This is a genomic window from Nitrospirillum amazonense (assembly GCF_007828035.1).
Taxonomy (GTDB): Bacteria; Pseudomonadota; Alphaproteobacteria; order Azospirillales; family Azospirillaceae; genus Nitrospirillum; species Nitrospirillum amazonense.
Genome location: NZ_VITV01000004.1, coordinates 330,687 through 343,618 on the forward strand (window position 1 = coordinate 330,687; position 12,932 = coordinate 343,618).

The 12,932-nt window shown below is 66.9% G+C and carries 14 protein-coding genes; 9 read left to right on the forward strand and 5 right to left on the reverse strand.

Annotated features, from left to right (window positions below; genetic code table 11):
* Positions 1 to 5 precede the first annotated feature (5 nt).
* Complete coding sequence (gene hslV, locus FBZ87_RS13035; RefSeq protein ID WP_145610743.1) at positions 6 to 566, reverse strand: ATP-dependent protease subunit HslV; 561 nt, start codon at positions 564 to 566, stop codon at positions 6 to 8.
* A 139-nt stretch (positions 567 to 705) separates the two neighbouring features.
* On the opposite strand from hslV, the gene hisB reads away from it, so the two are divergent.
* From hisB to hmpA, 8 genes are all read left to right on the forward strand, one after another.
* A complete protein-coding gene (hisB, locus tag FBZ87_RS13040; RefSeq protein ID WP_145610744.1) occupies positions 706 to 1,329 on the forward strand; it encodes an imidazoleglycerol-phosphate dehydratase HisB in 624 nt (207 codons plus the stop codon).
* Positions 1,330 to 1,360: 31 nt separating this feature from the next.
* A complete protein-coding gene (hisH, locus tag FBZ87_RS13045; RefSeq protein WP_145610745.1) occupies positions 1,361 to 2,026 on the forward strand; it encodes an imidazole glycerol phosphate synthase subunit HisH in 666 nt (221 codons plus the stop codon).
* A gap of 53 nt (positions 2,027 to 2,079) precedes the next feature.
* A complete protein-coding gene (locus FBZ87_RS13050) occupies positions 2,080 to 2,673 on the forward strand; it encodes a GNAT family N-acetyltransferase (RefSeq protein WP_145610746.1) in 594 nt (197 codons plus the stop codon).
* An 8-nt stretch (positions 2,674 to 2,681) separates the two neighbouring features.
* Complete coding sequence (gene hisA, locus FBZ87_RS13055; RefSeq protein ID WP_145610747.1) at positions 2,682 to 3,422, forward strand: 1-(5-phosphoribosyl)-5-[(5-phosphoribosylamino)methylideneamino]imidazole-4-carboxamide isomerase; 741 nt, start codon at positions 2,682 to 2,684, stop codon at positions 3,420 to 3,422.
* Entirely contained in the window at positions 3,422 to 4,183 is a 762-nt protein-coding gene (gene hisF / locus FBZ87_RS13060) for an imidazole glycerol phosphate synthase subunit HisF (RefSeq protein WP_145610748.1), read from the forward strand. Before hisA ends, hisF begins: the two co-directional genes overlap by 1 nt.
* Positions 4,184 to 4,187: 4 nt before the next feature.
* Entirely contained in the window at positions 4,188 to 4,544 is a 357-nt protein-coding gene (locus FBZ87_RS13065; protein ID WP_145610749.1) for a phosphoribosyl-ATP diphosphatase, read from the forward strand.
* A gap of 125 nt (positions 4,545 to 4,669) precedes the next feature.
* A complete protein-coding gene (locus tag FBZ87_RS13070; protein WP_145610750.1) occupies positions 4,670 to 5,032 on the forward strand; it encodes a histidine triad nucleotide-binding protein in 363 nt (120 codons plus the stop codon).
* A gap of 183 nt (positions 5,033 to 5,215) precedes the next feature.
* Positions 5,216 to 6,430: an NO-inducible flavohemoprotein gene (hmpA, locus tag FBZ87_RS13075; protein WP_145610751.1), complete on the forward strand. Its 1,215-nt coding sequence runs from the start codon at positions 5,216 to 5,218 to the stop codon at positions 6,428 to 6,430.
* Positions 6,431 to 6,497: 67 nt separating this feature from the next.
* On the opposite strand, the gene FBZ87_RS13080 is transcribed toward hmpA, so the two are convergent.
* From FBZ87_RS13080 to dnaK, 3 genes are all read right to left on the reverse strand, one after another.
* Positions 6,498 to 7,079 carry an LOG family protein gene (locus tag FBZ87_RS13080; RefSeq protein WP_145610752.1) on the reverse strand — a complete coding sequence of 194 codons (582 nt, stop codon included), beginning with the start codon at positions 7,077 to 7,079 and terminating at the stop codon, positions 6,498 to 6,500.
* Positions 7,080 to 7,161: 82 nt separating this feature from the next.
* The gene (dnaJ, locus tag FBZ87_RS13085; protein ID WP_145610753.1) at positions 7,162 to 8,304 is read right to left on the reverse strand and encodes a molecular chaperone DnaJ; all 1,143 of its coding nucleotides are present in this window, start codon (positions 8,302 to 8,304) and stop codon (positions 7,162 to 7,164) included.
* A 173-nt stretch (positions 8,305 to 8,477) separates the two neighbouring features.
* A complete protein-coding gene (gene dnaK / locus FBZ87_RS13090) occupies positions 8,478 to 10,397 on the reverse strand; it encodes a molecular chaperone DnaK (protein WP_145610754.1) in 1,920 nt (639 codons plus the stop codon).
* A 681-nt stretch (positions 10,398 to 11,078) separates the two neighbouring features.
* Here dnaK and FBZ87_RS13095 point away from each other — a divergent pair.
* Positions 11,079 to 11,285, forward strand: coding sequence for a hypothetical protein (locus tag FBZ87_RS13095; protein WP_040849273.1), 207 nt, complete (start codon positions 11,079 to 11,081; stop codon positions 11,283 to 11,285).
* Between the two features lie 163 nt (positions 11,286 to 11,448).
* Here FBZ87_RS13095 and FBZ87_RS13100 read toward each other — a convergent pair whose 3' ends face one another.
* A complete protein-coding gene (locus FBZ87_RS13100) occupies positions 11,449 to 12,843 on the reverse strand; it encodes a hypothetical protein (RefSeq protein WP_145610755.1) in 1,395 nt (464 codons plus the stop codon).
* Positions 12,844 to 12,932: the final 89 nt, after the last annotated feature.

Genomic DNA, 12,932 nt, shown 5'->3' on the forward strand with positions numbered 1-12,932 from the left:
CGGGCTCACAGCTTTTCCAGGGTGATGTTGCGGTTGGTGTAGACGCAGATGTCGGCGGCGATGCCCAGCGCCTTGCGAGCGATGGCCTCCGCGTCCAGGTCCGGCAGGTCGATCAGGGCCCGGGCGGCGGCCAGGGCATAGGCGCCGCCGGAGCCGATGCCGATGATGCCGTCCTCCGGCTCCAGCACGTCGCCGTTGCCGGTCAGGATCAGGCTGGCGGTCTTGTCGGCCACCGCCATCATGGCCTCCAGCCGGCGCAGGTAGCGGTCGGTGCGCCAGTCCTTGGCCAGTTCCACGGCCGCGCGGGTCAACTGGCCCGGATACTGTTCCAGCTTGGCCTCCAGCCGCTCGAACAGGGTCATGGCATCCGCCGTGGCGCCGGCGAAGCCGGCCATGACGGACCCGCCGGCCAGGGGACGGACCTTGCGGGCGTTGGACTTCATCACCGTGTTGCCCACCGACACCTGGCCGTCGCCGGCCACCACCACCTGCCCGTTCTTGCGGATGGAAAGGATGGTGGTGCCGTGCCACTGGATGGGGTCGTGGGTCTTGCCGTAGTCGGACATGGGAAGCGGTTCCGGTTGGAAACGGGAAATCGGATGAGGGCCCACGGTATGTGGGATGGCGATGATGCGGGTCAAGCCATGCGCCAAAGTCGGTGCTCCGCCCCTTTCACGGTAACAGCCTTGCTGCTAAGTAGTGCTTATGGACAGGAATGAACCAGCAGGCGCCCGCAGCAGCACTGTGGAGCGCAAGACCAAGGAAACGCAGATCAGCGTGACCGTGGATCTCGACGGTACCGGCCGTTACGACGTGTCGACCGGCATCGGCTTCCTTGACCATATGCTGGAGCAGCTGTCGCGCCATTCGCTCATCGACCTGACGGTGCGCGCGGTGGGCGACCTGCACATCGATTTCCACCATACGACCGAGGATACGGGCATCGCCATCGGCGAGGCGGTGGCCAAGGCCCTGGGCGACCGGCGCGGCATCAACCGCTATGGTCACGCCTACATCCCCATGGATGAGACGCTGACCCGCGCGGCCATCGACCTGTCCAACCGGCCCTATCTGATCTGGAAGGTTCATTTCACCCGCGACAAGCTGGGCGAGATGGACACGGAACTGTTCAAGGAATGGTTCCAGGCCTTCGCCTTCGCCGCCGGCGCTACCCTGCACATGGAAAACCTGTACGGGGAGAACAACCACCACATCGTGGAGAGTTGTTACAAGGCCCTGGCCCGGGCCCTGCGCGCCGCCATCGAGATCGACCCGCGCAAGGCCGACGCCGTGCCCTCCACCAAGGGTGTGCTGGGCGGTACGCTCTGATCCTTTCTTTCCGTCACAGGGTCCGCCTGCCATGACCGCGACCTCTTCCGCCTCCGTGGCGCTCATCGACTACGGCTCCGGCAACCTGCGCTCCGCCGCCAAGGCGGTGGAACGGGCGGCGCAGGAGGCGGGGCGTCTTGGGCTGGCGGTCACCGTCACGGCCGACCCGGACGCCATTGCCCGGGCGGACCGCGTCATCCTGCCGGGCGTGGGCGCCTTCGCCGACTGCATGGGCGGCCTGCTGGCCGTGGATGGGCTCAAGGACGCGCTGGAAGAGGCGGTCATCCGCCGCGGCCAGCCCTTCCTGGGCATTTGCGTCGGCATGCAGCTGATGGCGCGCGAGGGTCGCGAACATGGCGTGCACCCAGGCCTGGGCTGGATCGATGCGGTAGTGGAACGATTGACCCCGGCCGATCCCGCCCTGAAGATTCCGCACATGGGCTGGAACGAGCTGGTGCTGGACCAGGCGGACCATCCGCTGCTGGCCGGCATCGAGGCCGGATCCCATGTCTATTTCGTCCATTCTTACGGCCTGAAGGTGGGCGACCCCGCCCTGCTGAAGGCCCATGCCGACTACGCCGGATCCATTCCCGCGCTGGTGGGCCGCGACAACCTGGCGGGCACCCAGTTCCATCCGGAGAAAAGCCAGGCCACGGGCCTGAAGCTGATCGCCAATTTCCTGGCCTGGACACCCTGATCACCCCCTGTCCTACGCGTTATCGTTCCCGCCGCCACGCTTCGAGGTTCCCCATGTCCGGTGCGCATCAGCCGGCCGCCCCCAGCGCCCAGATCACCGTGGAGGTGGTGGAACGCATCCGCCCCGGCGACATGGACGACCTGTGCGACGCCGCCGACCTGGCCATCCGCGACGGCGGCGGCTTCGGCTGGGTGGCGCCCCCCGTGCGGGAGGCCATGGAGCGTTATTGGAAGGGCGTGATGGTGGTGCCGGAGCGCACCCTGCTGGTGGGCCGCCTGGACGGGGTCATCGCCGGATCGGCCCAGCTGGTGCGCCCCACCCGCAACAATGAGGCGCAGAGCTTCGCCTGCACCCTGACCACCAGCTTCGTCGCTCCGTGGGGGCGCGGCCATGGCCTGGCCCGGGCGCTGACCCTGGCGGTGGAGGAGGAGGCGCGCAAGGCCGGCTTCCGTATCCTGAACCTGGACGTGCGCGCCACCCAGGGTGCCGCCATCGCGCTGTACCGCGCCTTGGGCTACATCGAATGGGGCCACCATCCCCATTATGCGCGGGTGGACGGGCGGGATATCCCGGGCCTGTTCTTCTACAAGGATCTGACGGAACCCAGCCGGCAGGAAGACCGGCCTCAAGACAGCAAGCGGGATTAGGGCGAACCATGATCATTTATCCGGCCATCGACCTTAAGGACGGCGCCTGCGTGCGCCTGGTGCGCGGCGACATGGACCAGGCCACGGTGTTCAACACCGACCCGGCCGACCAGGCGGCGCGCTTCGCGGCGCAGGGCTTCGAGTGGCTGCATCTGGTCGACCTGAACGGCGCCTTCGCCGGCCGGCCGGTCAATGGCGACGCCGTGGCCGCCATCCTGAACCGGGTGAAGCTGCCGGTGCAGCTGGGCGGCGGCATCCGCGACATCGCCACCATCGAGGATTGGCTGAAGCGCGGGGTGGAGCGGGTGATCCTGGGCACCATCGCCGTGCGCGACCCCGAGCTGGTGAAGCAGGCCTGCCGCCTGTTCCCCGGCCGTGTGGCCGTAGGCATCGACGCCCGCGACGGCCGCGTGGCAGTGGAGGGCTGGGCCGAGGCGTCCGACATCACGGCCCTGGACCTGGCGCTGAAGTTCGAAGACGCCGGCGTGGCCGCCATCATCTATACCGACATCGACCGGGACGGCGCCCTGGGCGGGGTGAACGTGGAGGCGACGGCCGACCTGGCCTCCCACCTCACCACGCCGGTGATCGCTTCGGGCGGGGTGTCCAGCATCGCCGACTTGGCCGCGCTGAAGCGGCAGGAGGACACGGGCATCACCGGCGTCATCTGCGGCCGCGCCCTGTATGACGGGCGTATCGACCCCGTGGCGGCGCTGAGCCTGCTGAACCGACCCAGGGAGATGCTGTAATGCTGAAACGCCGCATCATCCCCTGCCTGGACGTGAAGGACGGACGCGTGGTCAAGGGCGTCAACTTCGTCGACCTGGTGGACGCCGGCGATCCCGTCGAGCAGGCGCGTCTGTATGACGCCGCCGGGGCCGACGAGCTGACCTTCCTGGATATCACCGCCAGCCATGAAGGCCGCGACACCATCTTCGACGTCGTGCGCCGCACGGCCGAACAGGTGTTCATGCCCCTGACGGTGGGCGGCGGCGTGCGCACGGTGGAGGATATCCGCAAGCTGCTGCTGGCCGGTGCCGACAAGGTGTCGATCAACAGCGCCGCCGTCAGCCGGCCCGAATTCGTGCGCGAGGCGGCGCAGAAGTTCGGCGCCCAATGCGTGGTGGTGGGCATCGACGCCAAGCGCGACGCCAACGGCCGCTGGGGCGTGTACACTCACGGCGGCCGCAAGGAAACGGGGCTGGACGCGGTGGACTGGGCCCGGCGCATGGCGGAATACGGCGCCGGCGAAATCCTGCTGACCTCCATGGACCGGGACGGCACCAAGAGCGGGTTCGACCTGGAGCTGACGCGCGCCGTGGCCGATGCCGTGCCCGTGCCGGTGATCGCCTCTGGCGGGGTCGGCACACTCGACCATCTGGTGGACGGCGTCACCCAGGGCCATGCCTCGGCCGTTCTGGCCGCCAGCATCTTCCACTTCGGCACCTATTCCATCGCCCAGGCCAAGGCCCACATGGCCGCCGCCGGCATTCCGATGCGCGGGGTGTGATGCCATGGCGGACAAGACCAAGAGCGATCCGCCGGCCAGCCACCTGGCCAACCACCTGAAGGATCTGTACGCCACCATCCTGGCCCGCAAGGGCGCCGATCCCGAAACCTCGCACACCGCCCGGCTGTTCAGCCGCGGCACCGCCAAGATCGCCCAGAAGGTGGGGGAAGAGGCGGTGGAGGCGGTGATCGAGGCCATGCGCGGCGACCGCGACAAGCTGGCCTCGGAATCCGCCGACCTGCTCTATCATCTGCTGGTGTTGTGGGCCGATGCGGGGCTGACACCGGATGACATCTATGCCGTGCTGGCCGCCCGCCAGGGCATCAGCGGCATCGAGGAAAAGAAGAACCGCAAAGCGTAACACACCATAAAACTGGGCTATATCAGGCTGGCGACCGCCAGCCCCACAGTGAGCACCGAAGGACGGAGCGAGGATAAGCCAAGGCCACGGACGTGGCCGCCCGGCGCTTGAGGGAGAAATCAAAAATGTCCTATGACACGAACAACATCTTCGCCCGCATCCTTCGCGGCGAAATCCCGTGCAAGAAGGCCTATGAAGACGACCATGTCCTGGCCTTCCACGACATCCACCCGCAGGCGCCCACCCACATCCTGGTGATTCCGAAAGGGGCTTACGTCAGCGCCGCCGATTTCGGCGCCAAGGCCAGCGATGCCGAGATCGCCGCCTTCACCCGCGCCGTCAGCCGTATCGCCGCCGAGGCGGGGGTTGAGGGCTCGGGCTATCGCCTGATCTCCAACCACGGGCCCGACAGCCACCAGGAAGTGCCGCACTACCACGTCCACATCCTGGGCGGCCGCCCGCTGGGTCGGCTAGTGACACCGCTTTAACCGTCGTCACGACAGACGCGAAAAAGGCCGCCGAGGGGTTTCCGGCGGCCTTTTTCATGCGCGAATTTCATGTCCCAGGCGTCGATGCACCCTTTAAAGATGTATTTGACATGCGACGTTCGGCCAAGCACAAATACATTCATCAGAAGTGAATGTTATATCCCGCTGCCACAGGAGCTTGAAATGCCCACGCCGCTGAGCTCGGAAACCATCGCGTTGGTCAAGGCCACGGTGCCGCTGCTGGCCGAACACGGCCCCGCCATCACCAAGGCCATGTATCGCCGCCTGTTCCAGGACGACCACATCCGCGCCCTGTTCAACCATGCCAACCAGGGCGAGGGCGGCGCCCAGGTGCATGCCCTGGCCGCCGCCATCCTGGCCTACGCCCGCAATATCGAGAACCTGGGCGCGCTGACCCCGGTGGTGGAGCGCATCGCCCACAAGCATGTCGGCTATCACATCCTGCCGGAACATTATCCCTATGTGGCGACGGCCCTGCTGGGCGCCATCAAGGAGGTGCTGGGCGACGCCGCGACGGACGCGGTGCTGAACGCCTGGGGGGAGGCCTACTGGTTCCTGGCGGAGGTGCTGAAGGCCCGCGAGGCCGTGCTGCGCGACGGGATCGAGTCGCAGCAGGGCGGCTGGACCGGGTGGCGCAAGTTCACGGTGGCCGGCAAGGTGCGGGAAAGCGCGGTCATCACCTCCTTCATCCTGCGGCCGGCGGATGGCGGCGTCGTGCCGCGCCACAAGCCGGGGCAGTACCTGACCTTCCGCTTCCCTCTGGCGGACGGGACCGAGGTGAGGCGCAACTACTCCATCTCCTGCGCGCCGCAGGATCGGCAGTACCGCATCTCCGTGAAGCGGGAGGCCAACGGCAACGGCGGCTCACGCCACCTGCACGACCATGTCCAGGTGGGCGACATCATCGAGGCGACGCCGCCCGCCGGCGACTTCTTCCTCGATGAGGCGCCAGCGCGGCCCGTCATCCTGCTGTCGGGCGGTGTGGGCCTGACCCCCATGGTCAGCATGGTGGAGGAGATCGCGGCCAGGCACCCGGGCCTGGAAACCCACTACATCCACGGCGCACTGAACGGCACCACCCACGCCATGGACGCCCATGTCCGGGCACTCGCCGCCCGCCACCCCACCATCAAGGTCGCCACCTTCTACAGCGATCCGCACCCGCAGGACCGGCTGGGCGTCAGCCACGATGGCGAAGGCTTCATCAGCATCGACTGGCTGCGGGAGAACACGCCCCTGCACCAGGCGGACATCTACCTGTGCGGGCCCAAGCCCTTCCTGCGTACGTATCTCAGCGGCCTGGCCCTGGCCGGCGTCGCCGCCGACCGCGTCCATTACGAATTCTTCGGCCCGGCCGATGACCTGATCGCCGCCTGACGTCGCGGGCAAAAGGAAAAGGCCGCCGGGATCATTTCGTGGCGGCCTTATTCTTTCCCGTGTCCTATCAGCGCTCGTCCGCCTTGATCCATTTGGTCACGGCCGGCGGCTCATAGGCGCGCAGCTTGTCCAGGAGATCCTCCGCCGTGTCGGCCGTTACCAGCATGTCGCGGTGGTTCTGCTTCATGAAGCCGGAGGCCACCACGCCATCCAGGAAGGTGGTCAGGCCATCGTAGAAGCCGGCGACGTTATAGATGGCGCAAGGCTTCTGGTGATGGCCCAGCTGGGCCCAGGTCCAGACCTCGAACAGTTCCTCGAAGGTGCCGATGCCGCCGGGCAGGGCGACGAAGCCGTCCGACAGCTCCGCCATCAGGGCCTTGCGCTCGTGCATGGAGGCGACGACGCGCAGGTCGGTCAGGCCGGCGTGGGCGATTTCCTTCTTCTTCAGCGATTCCGGGATGACGCCGATGACCTGGCCGCCCGCCTCCAGGACGGCATCGGCCACAGCCCCCATGAGGCCGACAGAGGCGCCGCCGTAGACCAGCCCGATGCCGGCGCCGGCCAAAGCCCGGCCCAGGCCGCGCGCGGCCTCAAGATGGCGAGGGTCGAAGCCGGGGCTGGAGCCGCAGAAGACGCACAGACGCTGCATGATTTTCCCCAAAAGAAAACGCCGGCGCGTCACCCCCAAAAACCTGGGACGGAGGCGGCGCGCCGACGCGATTCAACAACCCTTATTCCTTCAGGTCGGCCCACAGCTCCTTCACCTTGGCGAAGAAGCCTTCCGATTCGGGGTGGGTGCCGCCCTTCTCTTCCCCCGCCTTCTCGAACTCGCGCATCAGCTCCTGCTGGCGCTTGGTCAGGTTAACCGGGGTTTCGACCAGGGCCGTCACATACATGTCGCCGCGCTGGGTGCTGCGCAGGACGCTCATGCCCTTGCCCTTCAAGCGGAACTGGTGCCCGCTCTGCGTGCCCGGCGGGATGGAGACGCGGGCGCGGCTGCCATCGATAGTCGGCACCTCGACCGTGCCGCCCAAGGCCGCCGTGGTCATGGGAATGGGCACCCGGCACTGGATGTTGGCGCCGTCGCGGATGAACAGCGCGTGCGGGGCGATGGCCAGGAAGATGTACAGGTCGCCCGGGGGAGCCCCACGGGCCCCGGCCTCGCCCTCGCCCGTCAGGCGGATGCGGGTGCCGTCCTCGACACCGGCCGGGATGTTGACCTGCAGGGTCTTTTCCTTGCGCACGCGGCCGTGGCCGCCGCAGTTGCGGCAAGGATCCTTGATGACGCGGCCGGCGCCGGAGCACGCCGGGCAGGTGCGCTCGATGGTGAAGAAGCCCTGCTGCGCCCGTACCTTGCCAGCACCGTTGCAGGTGGGGCAGGTGACCGGCTGAGTGCCCGACTCGGCGCCGGTGCCGTTGCAGACGTCGCAGGCGACGGAGGTCGGCACGCGCACGTTCGTGGAGGTGCCCTTGAAGGCGTCTTCCAGCGAGATTTCCAGGTTGTATCGCAGGTCGCTGCCACGGCCTGGGCCCTGCCCGCCACCCCGGCGGCCGCCCATGAAGTCGCCGAACATCTCTTCGAAGATGTCTGCGAAGCCGCTGCCGAAATCGAAGCCGCCGGCGCCGCCACCGGCCCGGCCGCCGCCGTTCTCGAAGGCGGCATGGCCGAAGCGGTCGTAGGCCGCCCGCTTCTGCTCGTCCTTCAGGACCTCGTACGCTTCGCTGACTTCCTTGAATTTCTGCTCGGCCGCCTTGTCACCCTGATTGCGATCGGGGTGATATTGCATGGCCAGCTTGCGATACGCCTTTTTCAGGTCGTCGGCCGAGGCGGTCTTCGCCACGCCCAGAAGTTCGTAATAATCCTGCTTCGCCATGTTTGGCCCTAAGCCCTTTCAGGGAATTGCCGGAACCCGGGCCCCACCAGGCCCCGAGGGGCCTGCGGCCTGACGGACAGGCCCCTGATGGGGCTCAGGCCCGCCCCCCGGATTTCACCGGAGAACGGGCCCGATACCTAGTCAGTCATTGCCCGGATCGTCTTAAGAAAGACTTAGGCGGACTTCTTTTTGTCTTCGTCGACTTCCTCGAAGTCGGCGTCGACGACCTTTTCCGACCCTTCGCCATGGGCGGCGCCGTGGTCTTCACCGCCGGCGGCCGAGGCGTCCTGGCCGGACTTGTACAGCTCTTCACCCAGTTTCATGGAGACCTGGGCCAGGGCTTCGGTCTTGGCCTTGATGTCGGCCGCGTCCTCACCCTCCAGCGCCGTCTTCAGCTCGGCGATGGCCTTCTCCGCGGCAGCCTTCTCGGCGGCCGGCAGCTTCTCCGCATTCTCCTTCAGCGTACGCTCGGTGGAGTGCATCAAGCCGTCGGCCTGGTTGCGGGCTTCCACCAATTCCTTACGCTTCTTGTCCTCGGCGGCGTGGCTCTCGGCTTCCTTGACCATGCGCTGGATGTCGGCGTCCGACAGGCCGCCGGAGGCCTGGATGCGGATCACCTGCTCCTTGCCGGTCGCCTTGTCCTTGGCCTGGACGTTGACGATGCCGTTGGCGTCGATGTCGAAGGTGACCTCGATCTGCGGCACGCCGCGCGGGGCCGACGGGATGCCGACCAGGTCGAACTGGCCCAGCATCTTGTTGTCCGCCGCCATCTCGCGCTCACCCTGGAAGACGCGGATGGTGACGGCCGTCTGGTTGTCCTCGGCCGTGGAGAAGGTCTGGCTCTTCTTGGTCGGGATCGTGGTGTTGCGGTCGATCAGGCGGGTGAACACGCCGCCCAGGGTTTCGATGCCCAGGGACAGCGGGGTCACGTCCAGCAGCAGGACGTCCTTCACCTCACCTTTCAGCACGGCACCCTGGATGGCGGCGCCGACGGCCACCACCTCGTCCGGGTTCACGCCACGGTGCGGCTCGCGGCCGAAGAACTGCTTCACCGTCTCGATGATCTTGGGCATGCGGGTCATGCCGCCGACCAGGATCACCTCGTCGATCTCGCTGGCCTTCAGGCCGGCGTCCTTCAGGGCCGCCTTGCAGGGCTCGACCGTGCGGGCCACCAGATCCTCGACCAGGGCTTCCAGCTTGGCGCGGGTCAGCTTGACGTTCAGGTGCTTCGGACCGGTCTGGTCCGCGGTGATGAACGGCAGGTTGACTTCCGTCTGCATGGCGGAAGACAGCTCGATCTTGGCCTTCTCGGCCGCTTCCTTCAGGCGCTGCAGGGCCAGACGGTCCTTGCGGAGATCGATGCCGTTCTCCTTCTTAAACTCGTCGGCCAGATAGTCGATGATGCGGGCATCGAAGTCCTCGCCACCCAGGAAGGTGTCGCCATTGGTGGACTTCACCTCGAACACGCCGTCGCCGATTTCCAGCACGGAAACGTCGAAGGTGCCGCCGCCCAGGTCGTAGACCGCGACGATGCCGGAACCCTTCTTCTCCATGCCGTAGGCCAGCGCCGCGGCCGTGGGCTCGTTGATGATGCGCAGCACTTCAAGACCGGCGATGCGGCCGGCGTCCTTGGTCGCCTGGCGCTGGCTGTCGTTGAAGTAGGCGGGCACGGTGATGACGGCCTGGGTCACCTTTTCGCCGAGGTAGTTCTCGGCCGTTTCCTTCATCTTCTGCAGGATGAAGGCGGACACCTGGCTGGGGCTGTACTTTTCGCCATGGGCCTCGACCCAGGCGTCACCGTTGTCGCCCGAAATGATCTTGTAGGGCACCAGGCCCTTGTCCTTCTGGGTCAGCGGGTCGTCGTAACGGCGGCCGATCAGGCGCTTGATCGCGAACAGCGTGTTCTCGGGGTTGGTCACCGCCTGGCGCTTCGCCGGCTGGCCGACCAGGCGTTCCCCGCCCTGGGTGAAAGCGGTCATGGACGGCGTGGTGCGCGCGCCCTCGACGTTCTCGATCACCTTGGCCGACGTGCCTTCCATGACGGCCACGCAGGAATTGGTGGTGCCGAGATCGATACCGATGACTTTGCTCATAATTCTAACCCTTCCAATGTGGCAGACGCGCGACGGCCCTTCCGGCACCGGAGCGGTCCCCCTGTTAAAACGGGACACGTTCAACACGATCATGGCGCGGCACCCGGTGGCGCCCGTCATGGCACGGCCCTCCCCATCCTGAAACGGGAGCGACCGCATCGCCACGCAGATATAGGCAGGGCGGCGCCCGGCTGCAACCGGCTTTGCGGCGCCAAGCCCCGCTAAAAGCGCCCATTCCACCCCTGGCATATGTCCCGCTATCCCATAGCGCGTAAGCGGCATCATCCGCCGCCTCGCCAGCCCTGGGGGTGGTGTTGGCTCCCCCCCACCACCGCTTGGCGCGGGAAGGTCGGCTGGCGGCTACCCGATTTTCCATCCATCAAGTTACAATTTGTCAGAAATTGCCGGCGCCAAGTGAATGTCGTGTGAATACCGGCGTAATCCGCCGGATATGGAATTAACATGGGATTAACGAGCCGATTTACAGCCGGTTATTGCTGCAAAATTATAACTTATTGCCTTGTACAACCAGATTGGCAGGGCGCGAGGTAGGATGGTGTATCGCTAGTTGAGATTTTATTCTTCCTGTTGACTTGGCGCCCCAGATCTGTGCTGTAATTACTTCAGGGGTCGCTTGGACCCCCGGGCGAGGGGTCGCCCGCATCCTTGGGGCACAAAGTCATGACCGACACGCGCCGCACTACCGCCATTGCCATCAAGCATTGCCTCGACAATCTGGCGCTGGACGCCCGCCGCAATAACATGGGGGAACTGGTCCACCTCCTGGGCCTGGCCTCCCTGGCCGCGGAAGACGCCGCCAAGGCCGCGGACAGCCGCACCGTGGGCCTGCAATCGCTGCTCGACCGCACCCCCCAGGGGCGCTGCTGACAGAACGCTGCTGACAGGGTCATAAGCCCCCTCTGTGAACGGGGCGGGGCGGATGGATCACGCATGGAACGGATGACCGGAACGACGGCCGTGCGGGCCGCCTTTCGGGTTCATCCGTTTTTTTTTGGCGGAGTTTTGAAAGAATGGCCGCCGACGCGCCGCGTCAGTTCTTGGCGGGGTCGTCGCCCTTGCGGCGGCGATAGCCGTCATCCTCTTCGTCCGAGTCGAGGGGACCATCCCCGTCCTCGTCGAAGTCATCCTCGTCATCCAGCAGGGCGTCGCCCTCATCCCAGCTGCCGGCGTTCCAACCGCCGGCGGGCCAATCCGGCGCCATGCCGGGCGGCAGGCCGTCGTCACCGTTGCCGGAGGCGTCGCCGACGGGTAGCGATTCATAGCCGCCAATCTGGGCGCGGCGGATTTCCCGTTCCAGCATGGCGACCGCATCCGCCGCCAGGGGTGAGCCCTGCAGCCCCTCAGGCAGGCCGTAGGAGAAGACGGCCAGGGTCGCCCGTCCGCCCACCACGGCGCCGCGCAGCCACAGGTGGCAGCGCCGGCGGCGCCCATCCTCCACCGCTGTATGGGTGAAGCGGGCCAGCACCTCGTCATCCGCCAAGGTATCGACGCTGCCCATGCCCACCTGGCCGTCCGGCCCGTCGGCGAACTGGGCGGCGATACGCCGCAGCAGCACGGCCGGGGGCAGGCCGTCACCTTCCTCCGACGTGATGGCTTCCCAGTCCAGGCCGGCGGCGAGCGCCGATTCCAGGGCGGACTCCGGTTCCATGTCGTCAGGCGGCGGATAGTCGTGCACCACGACCCGCAGGGTCTCGTCAGCCTCGGCGTCGTCCGGGCGGCGGAAGTGGCTGGTCTCGGGCCCGCCCAGGTCGTCCTCATCCTCGTCGCTGGTCCGCCAATCCCAGGGAAGGCGGAAGCGCAGGACATCGGCATGCACGATGTTGCGCATGGTGACGGCACTGACGGGGCCCTGGTCGGCGGGTCCGAACTCCATGCGGCCAATCTCGTCGCCGAGGCGGTCCAGCAGGGCGCCGAGGCCGGGCACCCAGAATTCCTCGCCCGGCACGTACAGTTGCAGGGTGGCGACGCGCACCCGGTCGGGCGGACGGAAGTCCGCCATCTTCCACACGAAGATCTGCGCCTCGGGAACGCGGGCGGCGGCGGCCTGCTCCAGTGTCTGGCCCGGCTGCGGCGGCGCCGGCAGGGCGGCGCAGTAGGCGATCCAGCGGCGGTCGCCCGACGCCATGGCGGTCACGCCCGGCGGCAGCAGATGGTCGCGATCCAGGTACTGCAACGCGTCTTCGGCATCCACGCCGTATTCATTGGCGTAGGTGGTGACGGAAACCAGCAGGTCCAGCGGGTGACCGCCCACGGGCCGTCCGTCGGTGGCCGCCCACAGCACCGGCGACTGCAGGGCCAGGCCGCCGTCGTCACGGTAGACGCGGGTCCACGTCGCGGGCAGGCAGATGCGCACGGCCCCGCCATGCACGGCCATCCACTGCCAGTCGCCGCTGGCGAGGTCTATGTCCAAAGTCCGCTGTCCCATGGCGCGGCACTCTAGGCAAGCCGGCCCGTGGTTGCAAACCCTCCGCCAGCAGGCCAGCCAGTACAGTTGCGCCCCTAGCACATGGCTGG

Bases quoted from the DNA above. Each gene is read 5' to 3' on its own strand.
- hslV (WP_145610743.1), bottom strand. From the start codon at position 566: ATGTCCGACTACGGCAAGACCCACGACCCCATCCAGTGGCACGGCACC.
- hisB (WP_145610744.1), top strand. From the start codon at position 706: ATGGACAGGAATGAACCAGCAGGCGCCCGCAGCAGCACTGTGGAGCGC.
- hisH (WP_145610745.1), top strand. From the start codon at position 1,361: ATGACCGCGACCTCTTCCGCCTCCGTGGCGCTCATCGACTACGGCTCC.
- FBZ87_RS13050 (WP_145610746.1), top strand. From the start codon at position 2,080: ATGTCCGGTGCGCATCAGCCGGCCGCCCCCAGCGCCCAGATCACCGTG.
- hisA (WP_145610747.1), top strand. From the start codon at position 2,682: ATGATCATTTATCCGGCCATCGACCTTAAGGACGGCGCCTGCGTGCGC.
- hisF (WP_145610748.1), top strand. From the start codon at position 3,422: ATGCTGAAACGCCGCATCATCCCCTGCCTGGACGTGAAGGACGGACGC.
- FBZ87_RS13065 (WP_145610749.1), top strand. From the start codon at position 4,188: ATGGCGGACAAGACCAAGAGCGATCCGCCGGCCAGCCACCTGGCCAAC.
- FBZ87_RS13070 (WP_145610750.1), top strand. From the start codon at position 4,670: ATGTCCTATGACACGAACAACATCTTCGCCCGCATCCTTCGCGGCGAA.
- hmpA (WP_145610751.1), top strand. From the start codon at position 5,216: ATGCCCACGCCGCTGAGCTCGGAAACCATCGCGTTGGTCAAGGCCACG.
- FBZ87_RS13080 (WP_145610752.1), bottom strand. From the start codon at position 7,079: ATGCAGCGTCTGTGCGTCTTCTGCGGCTCCAGCCCCGGCTTCGACCCT.
- dnaJ (WP_145610753.1), bottom strand. From the start codon at position 8,304: ATGGCGAAGCAGGATTATTACGAACTTCTGGGCGTGGCGAAGACCGCC.
- dnaK (WP_145610754.1), bottom strand. From the start codon at position 10,397: ATGAGCAAAGTCATCGGTATCGATCTCGGCACCACCAATTCCTGCGTG.
- FBZ87_RS13095 (WP_040849273.1), top strand. From the start codon at position 11,079: ATGACCGACACGCGCCGCACTACCGCCATTGCCATCAAGCATTGCCTC.
- FBZ87_RS13100 (WP_145610755.1), bottom strand. From the start codon at position 12,843: ATGGGACAGCGGACTTTGGACATAGACCTCGCCAGCGGCGACTGGCAG.